This is a genomic window from Leptotrichia sp. oral taxon 223, assembly GCF_013394795.1.
In the GTDB taxonomy this organism is placed as follows: Bacteria; Fusobacteriota; Fusobacteriia; order Fusobacteriales; family Leptotrichiaceae; genus Leptotrichia.
Map to the genome: position 1 here is coordinate 612,458 of NZ_JABXYU010000001.1, position 22,316 is coordinate 634,773.

General features: G+C 31.6%; 15 protein-coding genes. 4 read left to right on the forward strand and 11 right to left on the reverse strand.

Annotation, left to right across the window (positions count from 1 at the left end; translation table 11 throughout):
• Window positions 1-222: 222 nt before the first annotated feature.
• Complete coding sequence (locus HW275_RS02950; protein ID WP_178935019.1) at window positions 223-1,515, forward strand: OmpP1/FadL family transporter; 1,293 nt, start codon at window positions 223-225, stop codon at window positions 1,513-1,515.
• A gap of 630 nt (window positions 1,516-2,145) precedes the next feature.
• Window positions 2,146-2,529 (forward strand): hypothetical protein, encoded by a 384-nt coding sequence (locus HW275_RS02955; protein WP_178935021.1) that lies wholly within the window; start codon window positions 2,146-2,148, stop codon window positions 2,527-2,529.
• A 6-nt stretch (window positions 2,530-2,535) separates the two neighbouring features.
• Here HW275_RS02955 and HW275_RS02960 read toward each other — a convergent pair whose 3' ends face one another.
• The 11 genes from HW275_RS02960 to HW275_RS03010 form a co-directional block, all read right to left on the reverse strand.
• Entirely contained in the window at window positions 2,536-3,240 is a 705-nt protein-coding gene (locus HW275_RS02960) for a radical SAM protein (protein WP_178935023.1), read from the reverse strand.
• Window positions 3,241-3,255: 15 nt separating this feature from the next.
• Window positions 3,256-3,975, reverse strand: coding sequence for a queuosine precursor transporter (locus tag HW275_RS02965; RefSeq protein ID WP_178935025.1), 720 nt, complete (start codon window positions 3,973-3,975; stop codon window positions 3,256-3,258).
• Between the two features lie 174 nt (window positions 3,976-4,149).
• Window positions 4,150-5,928: a L,D-transpeptidase gene (locus HW275_RS02970; RefSeq protein ID WP_178935027.1), complete on the reverse strand. Its 1,779-nt coding sequence runs from the start codon at window positions 5,926-5,928 to the stop codon at window positions 4,150-4,152.
• 37 nt (window positions 5,929-5,965) lie between these two features.
• On the reverse strand, window positions 5,966-7,621 hold the full coding sequence (locus HW275_RS02975; protein WP_178935029.1) for a L,D-transpeptidase: 1,656 nt from the start codon (window positions 7,619-7,621) through the stop codon (window positions 5,966-5,968).
• A gap of 182 nt (window positions 7,622-7,803) precedes the next feature.
• Window positions 7,804-9,024, reverse strand: coding sequence for a MalY/PatB family protein (locus tag HW275_RS02980; RefSeq protein ID WP_178935031.1), 1,221 nt, complete (start codon window positions 9,022-9,024; stop codon window positions 7,804-7,806).
• Between the two features lie 33 nt (window positions 9,025-9,057).
• Entirely contained in the window at window positions 9,058-9,798 is a 741-nt protein-coding gene (locus tag HW275_RS02985; RefSeq protein ID WP_178935033.1) for a hypothetical protein, read from the reverse strand.
• Window positions 9,791-10,912: an ATP-binding protein gene (locus tag HW275_RS02990; RefSeq protein ID WP_178935035.1), complete on the reverse strand. Its 1,122-nt coding sequence runs from the start codon at window positions 10,910-10,912 to the stop codon at window positions 9,791-9,793. Before HW275_RS02990 ends, HW275_RS02985 begins: the two co-directional genes overlap by 8 nt.
• Before the next feature lie 36 nt (window positions 10,913-10,948).
• The gene (locus tag HW275_RS02995) at window positions 10,949-11,443 is read right to left on the reverse strand and encodes a pyridoxamine 5'-phosphate oxidase family protein (protein WP_178935037.1); all 495 of its coding nucleotides are present in this window, start codon (window positions 11,441-11,443) and stop codon (window positions 10,949-10,951) included.
• A 39-nt stretch (window positions 11,444-11,482) separates the two neighbouring features.
• Window positions 11,483-13,153: a formate--tetrahydrofolate ligase gene (locus HW275_RS03000; RefSeq protein WP_178935039.1), complete on the reverse strand. Its 1,671-nt coding sequence runs from the start codon at window positions 13,151-13,153 to the stop codon at window positions 11,483-11,485.
• A 1,016-nt stretch (window positions 13,154-14,169) separates the two neighbouring features.
• Window positions 14,170-18,567 carry a PolC-type DNA polymerase III gene (locus HW275_RS03005; RefSeq protein ID WP_178935041.1) on the reverse strand — a complete coding sequence of 1,466 codons (4,398 nt, stop codon included), beginning with the start codon at window positions 18,565-18,567 and terminating at the stop codon, window positions 14,170-14,172.
• 770 nt (window positions 18,568-19,337) lie between these two features.
• Complete coding sequence (locus HW275_RS03010; RefSeq protein WP_178935043.1) at window positions 19,338-20,222, reverse strand: fructose bisphosphate aldolase; 885 nt, start codon at window positions 20,220-20,222, stop codon at window positions 19,338-19,340.
• Window positions 20,223-20,468: 246 nt separating this feature from the next.
• Between HW275_RS03010 and HW275_RS03015 the strand changes: the two genes are divergently transcribed.
• Complete coding sequence (locus HW275_RS03015; RefSeq protein ID WP_178935045.1) at window positions 20,469-21,188, forward strand: YebC/PmpR family DNA-binding transcriptional regulator; 720 nt, start codon at window positions 20,469-20,471, stop codon at window positions 21,186-21,188.
• Between the two features lie 125 nt (window positions 21,189-21,313).
• Window positions 21,314-22,042 (forward strand): tRNA1(Val) (adenine(37)-N6)-methyltransferase, encoded by a 729-nt coding sequence (locus HW275_RS03020; protein WP_178935047.1) that lies wholly within the window; start codon window positions 21,314-21,316, stop codon window positions 22,040-22,042.
• The last annotated feature ends 274 nt before the right edge of the window (window positions 22,043-22,316 follow it).

Genomic DNA, 22,316 nt, shown 5'->3' on the forward strand with positions numbered 1-22,316 from the left:
ATATGTTTTATTAATTTTTTATAATGCTTAATTTTATTTTATATAAAATTTTATCTATATTACCAAGTAAATTTATAAAAATTTATACAATAAATAATTTTATAATCAAAATAAATTTGTTGACTTTTTATATAACACATGTTATATTATTGTGTACTTAGATTTTTATTATTAAATTTGAAAGTATAAAAATAAATTATTAGAGCAAAAAGGAGAGTTTTTATGAAATTAAAAATAGCAATTATGTCAATTTTAACTGCGATTTTCGCAAATGCAGCAAGTATCGACTATTTATCAAATAACTCAGCAGCATACTTCCAGAATCCTTCTCAAACTGGACAAATTTCTGTGGAAGGCGTATTTTACAACCCGGCAGGAACTGTATTTTTAGACGACGGGACTTATATAAATGCAAACTTGCAAAATTCACTAATTGAAGAGTCAATGACATTGAACGGAAAAAAACTCAAATCAGACAGATATGCAGGAGCGCCATCTTTTAACCTTCTTCACAAAAAAGATAACTATTCACTTTTCGGAAATTTAAGCGTTATCGCAGGTGGAGCGACTTTACGTTATAAAAATGGCGTAGCGGGAATCGAACTGGCTAGTGAAACTTTTGATAACTTAACAGGCGGCAGACTTGGCTCAACTGTTGTAAAAAACCGTTTTACGGGGCAAAACCGTTACTATCAGCTAATGCTTGGCGGAGCATATAAAATTAACGACAACTTCTCAATGTCAGGAGGGCTAAAATATGTTTACGCCCATAGAAAACTTGACGGGGAAGCTCAGTATGGCTACAATTCACGTGTAGGTGCTGCAATCGGGCTTAGCAGAAATTATTTAACAATGAATTCAAAACGTGACGCTAAAGGTATCGGAGCAGTTATCGGCTTTGACTACAAGCCAACTGACACTCTAAACTTTGCAGTAAAGTACGAAACTCCTGTAAAATTAAAATTTAAGTCAAAAGCCGAAGAAAACAACAAAATGTTATTTAGAGGACATTCTCTTGGAATTTCATTCTTCTATCCTGAATATGCAGACGGTGTACATTCAAGACGTGACTTGCCAGGAGTTCTAGCATTAGGAGTATCAAAGGACATTGATAAATGGACTCTTTCAAGCGGATACACACATTACTTCAACAAAGCCGCAAAAATGGACAGATTTAAATATAACGACGGGTATGAAATAAACTTTGGAGTAGATTACAGAATAAACGATAAATTTACTTGGCACGCTGGATTCAATTATGCAGATACAGGTGCCAAAAGAGAATCATTCTCTGATGTAGAATTTGCAATAAATTCACAAATTTACGCAACAGGGCTAACATATAAGCCAACAGAATCTTCAGAATGGAAATTCGGAATTGCCCACGTAAATTATAATTCTTCCAATGGAAAACGTGAACAAACTTCACTTCCAGGAATCCACATTGATAAATCAAAAGTAAAATACGACAAAAACATAAACGTATTCACACTTGGTTATACACATAAATTCTAATTTGAAAAATTTATCAATTTTATAAAAACTTTAAAGGCAACTTAAAAAATTTGTTTTTAAAGTTTTTTTATTGTATAATCTATTTAAAGTCTATTCTTTAAAATCAACAATTAAGTTATTTTCTAAATTTTTTTTAGATTTTTTTGATTAATAAATGTTTTTTCGTATTTTATTTAATATTAGTTTTTTACTGAAAAATTAAAATCTCGAAAAATCATAACAAATATTTTTTTAACAAAATTTTTACTAATTTTTGTTTTAGTTAAATTAACCATTATAATTAAACTGAAAAGTGTCGTGATTTTTTGGAAATAAAATCGATTGTTTGAGCGAAGTTTTACGTAGCGAGTTTCGATTTTGTTTTCAAAAAATGCTTAGACGAGCCAGGGATAGTGCGTAGCACTTTCGCCATTCTCTTTAATATGCCATTATTTAAATATGTTAAAATAACTATTATTGCGAAATGAAGGGAAATGGCGATTGATTTCCCTTGCTTTAAAGAGATAAAAAAACATAAAAATAAAAGAAAAAACTATTATTAACAAAAAACTCTAAAAAAAATTTAGAAAATAATTTAATTGAATGTTTAGGAATAAATTTATATAATTCATTAAAAAGAGAGGAAAAAAGATGATTTTTTTAGATAAGGCTATTTTGTATTTAACGCAAAATATTGAAAAACCACGTGAAATAATTGAAGAAGAACTTGAATTTGTAATAAAGCAAAGTATTTTAAACTATTTAGTAAATGAAAAAGGGATTGATATTAATGAACTTTCTGATTTGAATGTGACACTTGTTATAGATTTTGAGGATGATTTGACTAATAATCGTAAAAAGATGGTTGTGGAGGAATATATGTTTGAAGTAAATCATAAAAATAGTCCATTAATACGAACTTTTAGACTTGGAAGCGATAATGAGCATTATGTCCGAAGTGACTTAAAGAAATTGGAAAATGAAATTGATATGTTTGAAAATGGGATTGGAGTTCCAAAAAATAAAAGGGAGTAACCCCTTTTATTGTACATATACTCCAAAATCTTTATTGTCAACAAGAATTTCAATATTCTGATTTTTATTCAATTCTGGATAAATCTCTGTCAAGAACCATTTTACAAGCTCCTCATCCCGCTCTACTTTTGTATCATTATTCACAAACACACTTAGTGCAATTTCGTCAAAATACTCCTGAGCAAGCTCTATATCACGCAAAATCATTTCCTTTGTCTGCCCTTTTATACAAATCATAAAAAGCCCCATTTTATATTCCTTTTTTATTTTTTCCAAAACTTTATTATTTGTAACAAAATTCTTGGTAAGCACTTTTGTACGAAATTCATTATCAAAAGTTTCCATTCCAATAGCAAACCGCACTTCCTGCTCACTAAAATATTCCCTAATTTCATTAAGCCTGTTTATATACCCAAAATACGCTTCAAAATACAATATTTTTATATTTTTCTCACGACAAACTTCCTTAATTTTAGAAAGCGTAAAATCGTTCAACTCAAAGACGGAGCCAGAATTTATAACTTGCAAAACTCCTGTTTCTCCAGTAATCTGATTAATCGCCTCTAAATTTGTCCTATTCATTTCCTCTTCATCATCCGTATTATCTAAAATATAATTACAAAATGCACATTTTCCGTATGCACAGCTGAATCCTTTTAAAAGCACTATTTCTCTAGGATTTTTTTCTTTTATCACACTATATCTTATCATCTTTATTCCTTTTCATTAATCTTCATTTATTTTCCCATTATTTTTCCAAACTGTCGCAATATATACAAATGGAGTATCCAGCAATGCAATTACTATTTTTAGGAAATATGTTGAAAATATAATTACAATTATATCATTTAATGGATACTTCCCTAAAAATGCCATAAATGAAAAAACTATATTATCAAGTATCTGGCTCAACATCGTACTTGCATTATTTCTGATCCATATATCCTTAAAACTTGGACGTAACTTTCTTATTACTTGATAAGACCAGATGTCAAATGCTTGTGATGTCGCAAATCCTGTTACGCTTGCTATTGCCAGTCTTGGCATAAATCCAAATATCTGGCTTAGCGCACCTTGCATAGTGTCAGATGGCGCCACCTGTATTTTCAAGACAATTTGCATAATAAACGTCGTAAACAGCATTGAGGCAAACCCAAGCGAAACCACTTTTCTAGCATACTTCTTGCCTTCATTTTCCGAAAGAATATCCGATGCCAGATAAATCCCTCCAAATGCAATATTTCCCATAGTCGTATCCACACCAAACAAGGTCATCATCTTCCCAACTTGAATATTCGCAATAACTATTGAAAGCGGCACAATTGAAAGTAGTCCTGCCTTTCCCCAGAATCTATAAGCCAAAATAACCGCTGTAAAATTAAGCAGCAAATATCCCAACCACATTAATTCATTTACTCCAAACTGAAAGTTTCTAAAAAATTCCAAAATTTTTCCTCCTCATAATTTTTTATTTTTATTTAATTAAACTTTTCCCTATTTTTTAGACAAATAAAAAACACATACTATCCTTTTGAATAATACGTGTTTCCAAAAGGTTTTTTTTAGAGATGGATTTTCCCAAACATCTGAATTAATTTCAAAAATACTATATTAAAAAATTTATTTAACTAACATAACTGTGGGAACGCTAGGCACTCTAAGGCCTTCTGAATCTCCTGGTGTTGAATTTCCTAACCAGTCATAAATAAACTTAATCTGATCATCGTAATGTCTTATACATTTATGAGATTCTGGATAAGTTCCAATTTTTTTGGCTGTTGCAGCCTTTCTTTGCTCTCTTGTATTTTTTGGCTCAAAGAGTGACGGAATACCGTGCATATATCCACCACCACTAAATCTTACTGCATATCTTGCATCACCAACAACGGCATTACTTCCAGAACCTGTGTAGGACATTACCGGTTTTGAGTAGGCGATTAAAAAAGTCCCGTATGGTGTAGCAAATGAATTTCCAGCATCTTTTCCTGTTGTTACAAATGAAGAAGTTACGACATTCCAGCCGCTTCCAGATTTTTCAATAACTATTTCATCCTGGCTGGCTCTGTCAACATAAATAAATCTTGTTATTTCCCCAGTAATTCCTGCATCTTTTAAATATCTTTTTGTAGAAGGTTTTAAGTAATAAGTGCCATTATCGTAGGCATCTATTTTAACTTTCACATATTTGTCATTTTCATCTTCTACAACCATAATAGTCCTATCTGGAATATTTATATAGTCTTTAAAACTTTTATCTGTATATCCAAATTCACTTTGATTTGCACGATTCCCAAACTTATCCCGCTTTCCAGATTCACCGCCGCCAAGTGGAACATAATCATCTAATACATATATTTTTTTATTTGCACTAACTGCCTCTCTTATAAATTTATTTGTCTTGTCAACTTTTGCCATCATATCATTCCAGTCAAATTCCCTTTTTTCAACAGCAGATTTTGGAATATATCCAACCTGGTTATCAAAAAACAGTTCATACCATTCATCAGATTTATTTCCACTGTTAGTTTTGACAATGCCTGTTGTTTTATATTTATGAGAATAGGCTGCTGACTTTATGGATTTGGCGTTAGAATTTGGTTCTTTTCTTATGCTTGCTGCCGTTTTTACAAAGACAAATTCATCCATTTCCTTTGGAGAATGCTTGTCATATTGAAAATCAAATGTCAAGTTTTTTGGCCTTTGAGTATTAAATTCCTTAACATACGAATACTGCCCTTTTATTGAATTTATATTTTTAGGTGCTTTGGCTGTTTCTTTCGGTTCTTTTTCCTTCGATTCATTTTGCTTTTTTTCAATTACAGAATCTTGAGCCTTTTCCATATTAGACTGTTTTGGAGTTTCCGCAGGTTTATTATTTCCTACGGCTTGGCTGTTTTTCTGATTTCCTTTAGAATCGTCTTTATTTTTTTTTTGTGAAACAGGCTTTTTGTCTGTTTCATTAGTTTTAATTTCCTTTACTGGCTGTGTTTCCTGTTTCTTTTCCGGTTTTGAAGTTTGTGTTTTTGGTTTTTGTGCAGATGCTGCTCCACCTTTTTTTGGATATTCTGCTATAAAGCCTTTTATAAAAGTATCAAACTTTGCTTCAAATTCAGTTTTAGTTATCGTTTTTTCTACACTTTTTCCTCTTGTAAATTTAGCTTTTTCGTTAAATACGTAAGGAGTAAATTTTAAATGTACATTATTTCCTTCTACTGCATAATCCACATCTATTTTATCCTTAATTCCATCTCCATCTAAATCAGGTTCCAGTGAAATTTGCTTCCATTCTAATTTTTTTACTTCCTTTGGCGCTGAAAAAGTATTAATTGACATTGCAGAAAGTATTACCAATATTACTACTGAAAATTTTATTTTTTGTAAATTTATTTTTTTTATCATAAATTTAATTCTCCTTATTGTTTGTTTTAAGGTTTATTTATAAAACTACTGCTATTACAGGCTCTTCAGGAATTGTATTATCCCTATCCCTGATTTTACTGTCTGCATTTATCCATTTGACAATAAATTCAATCTGATCATCAAAGTGTCTTACACATTTGTGAGAATCTTTGTATGTTCCTATTTTATGGGCTGTTCCTGTGTTTAATGTAGAGCCTCTAAAATTAAGTCCTACAGGAATTCCGTGCATATAACCTCCACCACTAAATCTTACAGCATATCTGGCACTTCCACCGATAGTCAAGTCAGATCTTCCAGGAAGAGTTTTATCCCCTTCTCTTGCGTGTCTTGTAAATGTCATATATGGCCTTGTGAAAGCTATCAGGAATGCTCCATGTGGCGTTTCATATGAACCCCATCCGTCTTTTCCTGTTGTTACATACGAATATGTTACAACTTCATATTTTTCAGTTTCAGGAATTCTTTGGAAAAGCACTTCTGCTTGACTGTTTGGATCAATTGCAATAAATTTATTTACTTCACCTTTTATATTTTCCACTTTCTTATAGGCATCTTCATTTTTTTCGATAAAGTAAGGCCCTCCATAAAATGGTGTTTCAATTTTTAGCATATTATTTTCTTCACCAATTATTTTAAAAATTGACTGATCAGGAATATTGATTTTTTCTCCTTCTTTTTTAGAATTTGTATAACCTACAATACTTTGATTGTTTTTATTTCCAAATCTATCCTTTTCACTAGGTTTGTCACGTGATAAAGGCCTATATTCTGTAACAATATACAATTCCTCATTAGCTTTAACTGCCGTATCAATAAATTTATTTACAATTTCAATTTTTTTAATCATTTTGTCCCAATGGAATCCTCTTCGTGAAACATTATCTTCACTTCCCGCAATAAATCCTCTGACAGTCACTGGATTTTCTGCAACAACTTTACCATTTTTATCCTTGCTAGTTTTTCTGCTCACATTAGTGCTGGCTCTTTTTGTAAATTCTGTATAATACCATCTTGTCTGGCTATTTGCGGCATCTGACACCATATCAAATAATATTTCAGGTTTTTCACTAAAGCTCAGATGTGCCACAGCATTTCCATTTGGAGCATTTAACATGCTAGATGCTCTTTTTATAAATAAAAAATTATTTGTATTTTCCGGTGCATGGTTATTGAATTTTATTTTATCAAAAATTATGTCATTATTTCTATTATCCCCATAAATTGTAATATATCTAGTTTCATTAGGCTGAATATTTTTAGAATACTCAGGATAGTATTCCTTCACCTTGTCAAGCATTTTTTGCATTGCCTGAAGTTCCAGAATGTCAAACTTTTTATCAAAAGCTACCTGATATGTCAAAATTTCTTTTCCTCCCTGATTTGTATAAATTGAAAGAACTGCGCCAATCAAGTTATCCACCAGATTATAAGTTACGACAACTTTCTCATTGATTCCGTCACTGTTAAAGTCGTAATCAAATACGTCCTTTTCCTGCCCCTTTACCGTAATATTTTCAGAATATTCCTTTGGCATGTTTAATGGCTCCGCACTTGCATTAAATGCTATAACTGTATTAATTAATGCCAATACTCCGATTTCCATTTTCTTCCATTTTTTCATTTTCAATTTTTCTTTTCCTGCTTCAATAATACTATCCAATTTTTTTGTCACGAACTCCCCTCCTACATCTATTCTTTCTACAGCATTTCCACTCATCAATCAAAAAGTTGCTCACTTTTTTCATTAATATCTCTCCATCCTTTTTTACAAAATTTTTATTCAAGTAGAAAATTTCATTTTTCTTGTATATTATACCACAATACCCCTAAAAAAGTAAAACATAAAATCAAATTCTATTTACAAAATTTCGGAAATTCAACTTTCAGCACTTCATAAAGCCTTTCCAGCATTTTTTCCAAATATTTCGTTGGCACAGCCAGATTTACCCTCTCAAATCCATCTCCAGCCTTTCCAAACGTATATCCCTCACTAAAGAATATTTTTACTTTTTTATTCATAAACTCTGCAAGTTCTTTATTTTTAAGTCCCAATGCCCGAAAATCCAGCCATTGTAAATAAGTTCCCTCAATTAACGGGGCTTTTAAATTGATGAACTTTTCTTCAAAAAATTTATTCACCAATTTCTGATTTTTATCAACTAATAACAAAAATTCATCCAGCCATTCTTCTGCTTCTGTATAAGCCAGTTCACATGCCTTATATGATAATGTTGCAAAAACATGCATCGACATTTTTTCCATTTCAGTCTTGAATTTTTTACGTAGTTTCTCATTTTTGATAATTATATTTGAGATTCCTGCTCCAGCTAGATTAAAACTCTTTGTAGGGGCAGTACATGTTATTGTAATTTCAGCAAATTTTTCTGACAAAGTCTGAAAAACCGTATGTTTATGCCCAGCCATCACAATATCAAAATGAATCTCATCAGAAATCACAATCAAATTATTCTCAACCGCAATTTTCCCAATTTTTTCCAAATCTTCCCTGCTCCATACGATTCCAAGCGGATTATGAGGACTGCACAAAAGCAATACCTTATTATTTTCATCTCTCGCAAATTCCTCAAATTTTTCAAAATCAATAGAATACTTGGCTTTCCCATTCTCATTTTTACTTTCAACTAAGCCGCAATCCACTAATTTTCTTTTATTTGAAGTAATCGCGCTATAAAACGGATAATAAACAGGCGTAAACGTAATCACACCTTCATTCTCCTTCGCAAAAGCCTTAATCGCAACATATATAGCTGAAACCACTCCAGGAGTACATAAAATCCAGTCTTTTTCCACTTTAAAACCGTGCCTTCTCTCCATCCATCCTATAACAGCCTCATAATATTTCGGATAAGTCCCCGAATACCCTAAAACCGCCTCATCAATATACTTCTTCAGCCCTTCCGTTATCTCAGGAGCAATCTTTAATTCCATGTCCGCCACAGAAAATGGAACAATATCGTCTTCCAGCTCTGGAAGCACTTCATACATCTGCTCCCATTTGTACGATCCTTGCCCTTTTCTGCTTAGGATTGTTTCAAAATCATATTTTTTTGACATTTTTTCACTTCTTCCTTTTTCAACAAATTTATACTAAATTTTCAGTTTTTCCTGTAACTTTTCAATTTTATAATATTCATTTAGAAATATTGGTATTGATGGATAAATTTTTACTTTATTTTTACTTTTTAGTAATTCATTTTGAAATTTCAATATTTTATTTTTTTCTACATCTTTAAATTTCATTTCTAATATGTTTTCTGAATTATTAATATAAAATTTTATAATTTCCTTATATTGTGATTTAAGAGCCGTCATTCCCATGTTTCCAGTTTCATTTTTTATTTTCTTTTTAAAAACCTTAAAATCCTCCAACTTTTCTTCAAAGTTATTTTTTTCATAAATATAATTGCAACCAATAGGCTTATGATACGCTTCTATCATTGGAAAACTTAAATATAATTTACCATTCTCGGTTTCATTTTCAAAAAAACTGTTTATTTCCGATATTTCATTTATTCTTTCATATATTTTTTCAATATTTTTATATTCTTCATTTAATTTTGAATGTAAATCATAATCAAAAAATAAATATACATAAGATATTTCACTTGCTTTAAATTCTTTACTGATTTTATCTGAATATTTGTATTTTATATATCTGATAACGTCTATATTTTCATCATACTTTTCTTTAATATCTTTATAAAAAGCATAAATTGTTCCAATTTTTGCCCAAATAGCTTCCCCTTTTATTTGAAATTCATTTATTATATGCTCTATAAGTTTTTTATCAGGATCTTTCCCTTCCGTAAGCATCAAAATTTTACTCATATTCAAATACCTCTGTACGATACATTTTTTCTATATTGTGGTATTCCTCTATTTTTTTATCAGTAATTTCTGAAAATTGTTTAATTTTACCTTTATCATTTAAAACAAAATAACAGTCTGGACGTAAAATTTCATTATCTATCAAACTTGTCGAATGTGAAGATAATGCTACTTGTTCTATATTGTCATTTGAAAATAATCTTTCAAGTATGAATTTTGATAATGAATAATGAAAATAGGCATCAAACTCATCTATAAATAAAAAACTTACGTTTTTTATAGAAATTTCCATCCAAAAAAATAACAATGCCAAAATTTTAGTTCCACTTGAAGCAATTTTATAAAAATCCACTTGTTTTCCTGACTTAAACTCTATCAGTATTCTATCCTCATTTTGTACTAATTTTTGCTTTATTCCAGCTTCTTCTAAAAATTTCTCAAATTCTTTAACTTTATTTAAATCTATTATCCCTTTTAATATTTTCTCACTTCCATTACTATAACCCATATAAGTATTTCCTTCCTGCAAGGAACGAATCCATAACATATTGTCAATGAAATCAAAAAATTTATATAATGCCTTTTCTTTTATAAGCAAGATATTTCCTTTAATATACTTTACTAACGATATTTTTTCAAATTCATTAACAGACAAATCTTTGTTAAAATTTTCAAAATTTTTAACATAATCTTCTATTTCAATTTTTACTATTTTTTTATTTTTGTTATACTCAATGCACAATTTATCATTTATATAAAGTTTTTCTTCTACTATTGTTTCACTATCAATTTTTTTATATTCATACTTTACCTTCTCACTATCAAATTGAAAAATGTAGCAAAAAAAAGCATTATCTTTATTGCTTAAATTATAATTTAAATAATTTTTGTATTCATTAAGTCTTTTCTCTTTATCTGTTAAATGGTTAATAATATCAAAAATTGCAAGCCCGACATTTGATTTACCACTTCCATTTTTTCCCAATATCAACATTTTAGAAATTATATTATTTTCTATTATATTTTCTTTAAAATTATAATTTCCAATATTTCCAAAATCCAATGTAATATTTTCAAAATTCTTAAAATTTTGAACTGTGAATGTTTTTAACATCTTCCCTCCTTACATCCCTTTTTAAAATTTTTTCCTCTACTCATGCTCCTTACAGCTCATCTCCTCAACTACAAGTTTAAACACACAAACTGCTTTCAACATTCGTTCATCAAACTCCCATTCTGTTTTTCCAGTATTATGTTTCATCAGTTCCAGCAATGCCTTCACTTTTTCCTGCGAATCTTCAATAATCTCAACTTTTCCATTTCCGATTACACTTTGAAATCTAGCGGTATAATTGCAGGCTTTATCGCCTTTTGTGTAAATTTCGTGATTTGTGTCAAGTTCAAAGCCTGCATGACTGTTTTTTCTTATTATATCGAGTTTTCGTCCTGTTCTCGCACCGTGAAAGTAAAATGTATAGTTTCCATTTTCTTCGGTGAAGCCAAAATTTAATGGAACAATATACACCTTTCCGTTATCGTTTAAGCCAAGACGGCAACAGTCACAGGCTTTTATAATTTCTTTTATTTTTTCGTTGTCTGTAATTTCTCTGTCCCGTCTTCGCATTTTTACCTTTTTATTTTCCATTTTTATATTTTTCCATTCTATTATATCTGTATATTAAATTTAAAATAATCCTGAAATTACCCCATTTTCATCAATGTCAATTAACTCTGCCGCTGGCTTTCTAGGCAACCCCGGCATATCGATGATTTCTCCAGCCATTGCTACTAAGAATCCTGCTCCAGCTGATAATCTTACTTCATTGATTGTAATTATGAAGCCTGTTGGACGTCCTAGCAGATTTGGGTTATCTGATAATGATTTTTGTGTTTTTGAGATACATATTGGCAATTTATCATAGCCATTTTCTACATATTTTTTAATATTATTAAGTGCTTTTGGTGCAAAATTCACTCCATCTGCTCCGTAAATTTCTTTTGCGATTTTTTCTATTTTTTCCTGAATTGACAAGTTTAAATCATAAAGTGGAGTGTATTTTTTATCTGATTTTTCATTCTTTTCAATGGCGTTCATAACTTTTTCCACAAGCTCTTTTCCACCTTCTCCACCTTTTTCCCAGATTTCGCAGTTGGCAACTTCCACGTCCATTTTTGCACAGAAGTCTTTTATCACTTGAATTTCAGCGTCAGTATCAGTTATAAATTTGTTAATTGCCACAACAACTGGCAAATTGTACTTTTGCATGCTTTCAATATGTTTTTCAAGGTTTACAAGTCCTTTTGTCAATGTTTCAATATTTTCCGACTTCAAATCCTTGTCTCCGCCGTGATGCTTCAATGCACGAACTGTCGCAACGATTACAATAACATTTGGCTCCAAGTTCCCAAGCCTAGCTTTTATATCCAAAAATTTCTCAGCTCCCAAATCAGCCGCAAATCCAGCTTCCGTAACCACATAATCCGACAATTTCAAAGCCATTTTTGTAGCCAGCAACGAATTACATCCATGTGCAATATTCGCAAAAGGTCCACCGTGAATAAATACAGGAGTGTTTTCTAAAGTCTGTACCAAATTAGGCTTTATTGCATCTTTTAGCAATGCAGCTACTGCCCCTTGAATATTAAGCTGCTTAACTTTAAGCATTTCCCCTTTTCTGTCATATGCAAAAACTATTTCGCCAATTCTTTCCTTCAAATCGGTAATAGAGTCAGCAAGACAGAAAATCGCCATAATTTCCGAAGCAACCGTTATTTGAAACGAATTTTCACGAGGCACGCCATTCACTTTTGGTCCAAGCCCAACGACAATGCTTCTTAAATTTCTGTCATTCATATCAAGCACACGTTTAAAAGTAATATTATTCACATCAATATCAAGTTCATTTCCAAAATGTATATGATTGTCAATGCACGCAGAAATCAAGTTATGTGCAGCTGAAATTGCGTGAATATCCCCCGTAAAATGCAAGTTTATCTCTTCCATAGGTACTACTTGCGACATTCCGCCACCAGCAGCTCCACCTTTCATCCCAAACACAGGCCCCAAAGACGGCTCCCTAAGTGCGGCAATCGACTTATACCCAAACTTGTTCAACGCCTGAGTCAATCCAACAGTAACAGTGGACTTTCCTTCCCCTGGAGGCGTAGGAGTAACAGCCGTCATCAAAATCAATTTCCCATCTTTTTTCCCTGCATTTCTTTTTAGCACTTCCAAACTAACTTTAGCCTTATATTTCCCATAAGGCTCAAAATCATCCTCCATAAGCCCAATACTTTCTGCAATCTCACCGATTTTTTTCAATTTCGCATTTTGAGCAATTTCAATATCCGTCATCCTAACATCCTCCTGTATTTTTTATTATTTATATAAAAATCGAAAAAGCCATAAATTAGTAACTAAAAGACTTTTCCGATATTCATTTATAATTTGTTCATTTTTTATAATTTTTTCTTTAGAAATTCATATTAGTTACTAATTTCTACAAGTGAGTCTCTTTCCCTAAATTAACCTACAATTCTAATTAACATCATCTTCTCATAAATACATCATATTATATCTTTTTATAATTGTCAATATTTTTAACAGTAATTCGTCTTTTTCATTTTTTTAAAAAACTGTTTTTACAAGGATAAATATGAGACTTAATCTTCAATTTTGGAAGAATGCAAGATAATAAAGAATCAAGATTTAATATTAGATTGTTTTATTTAATATCAGTTTTTACTATTTTTACTGTTTTCTTTCTTTTTTTCGCAGGATTGCTCATTGCCGCAAATCCTGCACCTATGGCTAGACTACGACTTTTATTTGCCCAACTCCGAAACTCCTCCTTTCAGTCGTCAAACAGTCGTAGCTGAACAAATAAAAGCTCCGTCGATTTATTAAAACAAAAAAGTTATATTTTAAAATAATTAAAATATAATTTTCATTTTTCAAACAGATTTTAGTATAAATAATCCGTCGGAGCATTTTTCTGTGCTGGCAAAACTGTCTGAGCATAGCGAGTTTTTTGTCAGTGCAGAAAAATGTCGTAGACTAGCCATAGGTTATTGCGTAGCAATCTTGCCACAATTTTGATTATTAGGATAAACCTTTACTGCAAGATAAGGTTTTGAGGCAATGAGCAATCCTACGAAAATAAAAAGAAAAAACATAATAATATGAAAAAATATTTATTAATCAAAATATCTAAAAAATAATTTAATGATTATGAATTAGCTATTAAACAACCCTATTATAAAAATTTATTCCTATTTTTAAACGGGGTTTAGTATAACATATTTTATGCTTAAAAAATATAGATTAAAATGTTGTCAATATTGAAAACAAAATTGATTTTGTATTATTTTCTAAAATAATGTCTGCTGATTTGTTGCTGACAAATCCTTTAAACATCCATATTCTTTCATCAGTTCCACAATCGTTTTATTCAATTTTGTACGTTTTACTAAATCTTCGATTGATAAAAAGTCAACTTTTCGTTCAGAAACGATATTTTCAGCAACAGCTTCTCCTAGTCCATCCATTGCGATTAATGGCATTCTGATTTTGCCGTCCTGTATTGTGAAAAGTTTTGCTTCTGATTTATAAATGTCAATTTGTTCCAGTTCGATTTTACGGTAATGCATTTCAATCAAAATTTCATATAGAAATAATTCTTGCTTTTCTTTAGCGTTTAAGTTTCCTTTTCTGTCCATTTCCATTTTTGCACGTTTCAATTCTTCTACTGGTCTGAACATTGTTGTCATTTTAAAATCTCCGACTTTTCTATTTAGGAAAGCTGTGTAAAATTCTATTGGATAATGCACTTTAAAATAAGCGATTCTTACTGCCATCATTACATAAGCCACCGCATGCCCTTTTGGGAACATATATTTTATTTTTTCGCATGAATCAATGTACCACTGCTCTACACCGTGTTCTTTCATCGTTTTAGAATATTCCTGCCACTTTTCACGATTTTTGGTAGGCTGTCCTTTTCTTACAAATTCCATTATGGAAAAGGCTAATGATTTATCTAGTCCATCGTCAATCAGCTTATTCATAATGTCATCCCGCACTGTGATAATCTGACTCAAGGTTGCAATTCCACTTCTTACATAATCCTGTGCATTATTCAGCCAAACGTCCGTTCCGTGTGAAAGTCCAGAAATTCTGACTAATTCCGCAAAAGTTTTTGGACGTGTGTCAACTAACATCTGTTTTACGAAAGATGTACCAAATTCGGGTATTCCTGATGTACCTGTCGGCGAGCCGATTTCATCGGGAGTTACACCAAGTACTTCTGTACCGCTGAATAAACTCATTACTTCCTTATCATCAAGCGGAATCGTATAAATATCAACACCTGTCAAATCCTGTAAAATTCTAAGCGTTGTCGGATCGTCGTGTCCCAGTATATCCAGTTTTACAAGCTGTTCGTCCATTACGTGATAATCAAAATGGGTTGTCTTGGAAGCTGATTTCATATCGTTTGCTGGACGCTGGATTGGGCAAAAATCGTAAATTGACTTGTCCTTTGGAACGACTATCATTCCACCAGGATGCTGTCCAGTAGTTTTTCTAGCCCCTTCACAGCCTTTTGCGATTCTCATAACTTCTGCTTTTCTTTCCTTTATTTCAGGCGTTCCTTCCACTTCTTCAAGATACTTTTTCACATACCCAAAAGCATTCTTTTCAGCAAGCGTAGAAATCGTTCCAGCACGAAAGACATTGTCACTTCCAAACAGCTCTTCCGTATATTTATGAATTTCCCCTTGATATTCCCCAGAAAAGTTCAAATCAATATCTGGTACCTTATCTCCATTAAATCCCATAAACACTTCAAACGGGATTGCATGTCCATCTTTTATATATTTTGTACCACATTCTGGACAAGTTTTGTCAGGATAGTCAACTCCACTTCCTTCCTCATTCATAAATTCCGTATGCTTACATTTTGGACATCTGTAATGTGGATAAAGTCCATTTACTTCGGTAATTCCCATAAGATAGGCAACTATTGAAGATCCTACCGAACCACGTGAACCTACAAGATAACCTGCGTCCACCGATTTATGCACAAGTTTCTGTGCAATCAGATAAAGCACCGCAAATCCATTTTGAATAATCGAATTAAGCTCCTTTTCCACTCTTTCCTTCAGGCTTTCATCAATATTTTCCCCATAAAGTTCCTCAAGTTTCTTATAAGTCATTTCCCTTACTTCATCTTCTGCCCCATCAATTTTTGGCGGATAGAATCCAGTTGGAATTGGACGCACCTGTTCTATTATATCGCTAATTTTATGGGTATTTTCGACAACGACTTCCTGAGCCACTTCTTCTCCCAGATAATCAAACGCCTCCAACATTTCTTCGGTAGTTTTAAAATACAATTTTCTATCAAAAAACTCATATCCTCTCACTCCTTCCGAAGTTTCAGTTTTCCACATCATTCCACTTCCCAAAAGAAGAACATTCCTGTTAATCGCTTCACGCTCTTCAAGATAATGTGCATCCCCTGTGGCAACTACAATTTTATTCTGACTTTTTCCAAGTTCGTAAAAATACTTGTTCATTTCCTTTATTATATCGTAACTTTCAATTTCCTTGCTCGTTCTTTCCACCATGTCAGCATAGTTTGTATGTGGATGAATCTCGATATAATCATAAAATCTCGCTTTTTCCTCAATGTCATCTTTTTCCGCCCCACGTAAATAAAGATTTACAAGTTCTCCCTTATTTCTTTCAGAAGCCGAAGCAGAACTTGCAATTAGTAGATTTTTCCTCATGCTGTTTAACAAAGTTTTTGGTATTCTAGGTCTTCTCATTCCAAAAAATTCTATGTTGGAACGTGATACAAGCTCGTATAGGTCACGAAGCCCAGCCTGATTTTTTACCAAAATCATCGTGTTCAATGTTTCAGAATTTTGAATATTTGGCTGTAAATCCGTATTAATCTCAATCAATTTCAAAATCCCTTTACTTAAAATCATATTTAAAAATTTCTGAAAAACTTCCGCAGTAGCCTTTGCATCATCAACAGCCCTATGGTGTGTTTCAAGCGTAATTCCAAAATATTTTACCAAATTAGCAAGTCCATATCCTCTCAAATCTGGAAGCAATGTTCTAGCCAAAGGCAATGTATCAATCACGCTCGGAGAATACTCAAGTCCTTGCTCTATAGTTTTTTGCTTGATAAATCCCACGTCAAATTTCGCATTGTGGGCAACTACCGTTGTATCAGTACAAAATTCTAGAAATCTTGGCAGTACAGTTTCTATTTTTTCAGCATTTGCAACCATTTCATCAGTAATCGTTGTAAGCTCTGTTATTTTTGGCGGAATTGGAATTTCAGGATTTACAAATTCAGAAAATTCTCCAATAATTTCCCTTCCACGCATTTTCACAGCCCCAATTTCAATTATCTTGTCATTAAACGGATCAAACCCTGTCGTTTCAATATCAAATACAACATAAATTTCATCTTCAATCATCTTGTCCTTAGGATTTGTAATCAAGTCCTGCTCATCATCGACTACATACGCCTCCATCCCAAAAATAACCTTAAAATCCTCATTTGCCTCCTTAAACGCAAACGGAAATGAATGCACTACTCCGTAATCTGTTACAGCAATCCCACTATGCCCAAATTCTTTAGCCCTTTTCGCATAATCCTTGATTGACATAACTCCGCTCATTTCACTCATATTCGTATGTGCATGAAGTTCTATTCTTTTTTTCGGAGCATTGTCTTCCTTTTTCACATCTTTAGATTCTATAGCTTCCACTCTTTGAGTTCTGACATATTTTTCCCCACTATACATATCCGCCTCAAAACTTCCAGTAACTTTTATCCACTCCCCAAGTTTTACCTTAATATCCTCATCCGTGTTAAAAAATATTCTACAACTAACAGAGTCTGTATAATCTGTAATCATAAAATCACACATTAACTTCCCATTTTTAGTTTCCCTCATATCCACATTAAAAATTTTTCCTTCTAGTGCCACATCATCGCCATTGTTCAAAATATCAAGTGTAGAAAATGGCATTGCATCTATATCAGGAATTTTTTTCCATTTATAATTACCTTTATTGTTGCCTCCATTAGCATTCCCGCCATTTGAATAACCGTTTCCGTTATTTCCGTTATTAAAATTTCCGTTTCCTCCGTAATTATTTCCATTACCATTGCTCATACTAACATTTTCATACTTTGGAAGTTCACTTGCTTTTACCGAATTTAATTCATTTTGAGCCTTAATTTTAGCCTTCACTTCCTCAAAATCCCCATTTACAAACTCAATTTTTATCGAATTATCCATACATTCATAAATTTTTCTTGTAAGTTCTTCCTTTGCCTCAGTTCGTCTTGCCTCTTCTATCAAATGGTGCGATGGTAATTTTATAAACACCGTATTTTCCAAACTTTCCACTTCATAACTTGCAAAAATATACTGATACCTCTTGCTCTCATGCTTATAATTCTCAATCGCAAATTTTACAAATCCAACAACATCCTTCTGTATCAGCTCAGGATTAACATCCATCTTAATCTTCAATTTCAGCCCATTCTCAAAACTCTTATAAAGCAGCTGCCTCAAGTCCTGTATCTCACTATGTGCAACCAGACTGCTTACCTTTATGAATATCTCCATCTCCCTTTTCCTAGAAAACAGATTAACATACTCAATCTCAAAATTCTTAATTCCATATTTTCTAAAAAAATCTTCTGATGGCTTAACCTTCAAATACTTCGTACTCATTTTTCTATCTATGCCCCCTATTTCTTTTTCTATTTTTTATCAAATAACTTTAAATCAACTTCTATTCTCAAATCTTTTCACTAAGTTATTTTCTTGATTTTTTTTAATTATTTTAGTTAATAAAAATTTTCTATTAATTTATATTTTACGTAAAGGGGATCAATCGCCATCCCCTTTTATTTCGCAATATTAGTTATTTCAATTTCTTCAAATTATAACATCTGAAGATTTTGGCGAAAGTGCTACGCACTAATCCCAGCTTGTCTAAGCATTTTTTAGTTTAATCATAACAGGTAATTTTATTAAAAAGGTTTAGATTATAACAAAATAAACTTTTTTAATTTTAATAAACCGACGGAGCTTTTATTTGTTCAACTACGATTGTTTGACGACTAAAAGGAGGCGTTTCGGAGTTGGGCAAATAAAAGTCGTAGTCTAGCCATAGGTATTGCGTAGCAATCTTGCCACAATTTTAATTATCAGGATAAACCTTTACTGCAAGATAAGGATTTGCGGCAATGAGCAATCCTGCGAAAATATAAAGAGAAAAAACATAAGTAAAAATAGTAAAAACTGTTATTAACAAAAAAATATAAAAAAATTTAGAAATCAACTTAATTGCTGATTACAAAGAATAAATTTAATTTAAATAAACCAATTTTATTATATAATTTTTACAAAATTTTAGCAACACAATTTTCTGAAATAAAAAAACTGACTCATTTTTTTAAAACAAGCCAGCCCTCATATTTACCTTATTTTTATAAAAATTATTTTATTGAAGCTGCATAAATTTCTTCAATAGCTGCTTTCAAAGTTTTGTTAAATTCTTCATCGCTTTGCTGTGCGAACAATCCTTCGGTTAATGCTCTTGAGAAACTTGCAATTACTCCTTTATTTTTAGAAAGAATTTCGTTTGCTTTTTCTCTTGGGTAACCTCCTGATAATGCGACAACTCTCACTACTCTTGGATGTTTTGTCAAATCTTCATAAAAGTTTTCAACTGTTGGCAATGTTACTTTTAACATAACATTTGAGGTTTCAGGCAATTTATCAAGATGTTTTTTGATTTCATTTTTTAATATTGTTTCACATTCTGCTTTATCAACATTGTGAATATCCACTTCTGGTTCAATTATTGGAACAAGTCCTGCTGCAATAATTTTGTTTGCAATTTCAAACTGCTGATCTACAACTTTTTCAATTCCTGTTTGTGATGCCTTTTTTATAACAGAACGCATTTTTGTCCCAAAAATGTGTCTTTCATTTGCTCTTTTCAAAAGTTCATCCAATTCTGGCATTGGTTTCATTATTTGAACCCCATCTTCTAATTCTTCAAGTCCTTTGTCAACTTTTAAGAATGGCAAAACTTTCTTTTCTTCCCACAAGAAATTTGCTGTATATTTTCCATCAATTTTTCTATCCATAGTTTGCTCAAATAAAATAGCACCCAAAATTTTTGTATCGTTAAATGCTGGACTTTTTATAATTCTAGTTCTCATTTTATGAATCAAGTCAAACATCTCTGCATCATTTGAATACTCACTTTCGTCAATTCCATACAATTTCAATGCTTTCGGAGTGCTTCCTCCACTTTGATCCAATGCTGCAATAAATCCTTTTCCATTTCTCATTTTTTCCAATCTTTCTTTCATCGTAAATTCCTCCCAAATCAAAATAATTTGATTTACAAACTTTTTATCTCTATCTTTATCATAGCACTTTTTCTAAAAAAGTCAATTAAAATTTATAAATAAAAATTAGCAATATGCAAATGGACTTTAATTCAAGCCAAGAAATTGCTTTTTAAATATATTTCTCAAAATTTCCTTTAATTTCCCCATTGATTAGACTTTTTTTTTATGATATAATTTTTCATATAATTAATTTAGGAGGAAAAAATGGGAAGACATGGTACAATAGCTGGGCGTAAGGAAGCACAGGATAAAAAAAGAGCCGCATCATTCACAAAACTTGTCAGACTTATAACAGTTGCAGCAAGAGGTGGAGAAAATCCTGAATTTAACGTTGCCCTAAAACATGCAATCGAAAAAGCAAAGGCAATCAATATGCCTAATGACAACATTAACAGAGCAATCAAGAAAGGAGCAGGAACTGACGGCTCAACAGCCTTTGAAACATTAAATTACGAAGGTTACGGCCCTGCGGGAGTTGCAATCATTGTAGAAGCTCTTACAGATAACAAAAACAGAACTGCTTCATCTGTAAAAATGGCTTTTGATAGAAATGGCGGAAACCTCGGAGTTTCTGGATCAGTTTCATATATGTTCGGAAGAAAAGGTGAAATTATCATTGAAAAAACTGACGACATTGATGAAGAAGCATTAATGGAAGTAGCGCTTGAAGCTGGAATGGAAGATATGGAAACTTTGGAAGACAGTTTTTACATTACAACTGAAACAGAGAACTTTGATACAGTGGCGGATGCCTTAAGGGATGCAGGATACACATTGCTAGAAGCAGATATTCAATATTTGCCATCTATCGAAGTTGACACTCTTGGTGAAGAAGACTTGCAGAAATTAAGAAAATTAATTGACACTCTGGAAAATGACGATGATGTCCAAAAAGTTCATCACAACTACGCTGGAGAACTATAAAAAATATCTATAAATTTATAAATTTTAATTGCGGAATTAATTTCCGCAATTATTTTTATCATAAATTGGAATATTAAAAATGCAACATTTAAAAAAATTTAGTATAAAAAAAGGAGCTACATTTTATGAAAAAAACTGGAGAAGAAACAATCACTCCAATAAAAAATATGAAAATCATTCAGCGAAACGATTTTCAAAATTTCACGCTTGATTCTGTTTTAATTTCTGATTTTGTAAAAATTAACCGAAAAACTAAAAAAATTCTTGATATTGGCACTGGCAGCGGAATTATCGCATTACTTCTGGCACAACGCTCAAAAGCACAAATTACAGGCATTGAATTACAAAAAACAATGGCAGAAATTGCCATAAGAAACATTAAAATTAATGAATTTGAAAATCAGGTTAAAATAATAAATGAAGATATAAAAAATTATAAAAATATTTTTAACCGTAACGAATTTGATACCATCGTTACAAATCCCCCATATTTTGAATTTACTGGCGACATTTCCCAGACAAACGATTTGGAGCAGCTGGCAAATGCAAGGCATAATATCAATTTGACATTTGAAGAAATAATAAAAATTTCTTCTTATTTATTAAAAAATATGGGAAGTTTCTCAATCGTATTCCGAAGTAAACGCCTAGCAGAAGTTCTATCACTTTTACAAAAATACAATTTAGAACCAAAACGAATGAGAAACTGCTATACAAAATGGAATGAAAATTCAAAAATTTGTCTTTTGGAAGCAATAAAGGATGCAAAGAAAGGATTTTCTATTGAAATGCCAATTTTTGTTTATGATGAAAATGGAAGAAAAAGTGAATATGTTGAGAATTTATATGAATAGAAAATTTAATATATGTTTTTATTTTCTTTATATTTTAAAAATTAGGTGTTTTTTAATTGTTCCTTGAATATTTTATTATATGATCTATCTAATAAAAAAGTTGTTGAAGAAAGAGTGTTTATTATCAATTTCCGAGATTTTAATTTTTCAGTAAAAGACAACTTGTCTGAGCTTTTCTATTTTATTTAAATTGGTAATAACTTTACGAAACGATAATAACTTTTGTTAAAAGCGAGTTTTGTCTTTTGCTGTAAAATTGAAATTCGAGAAGCGG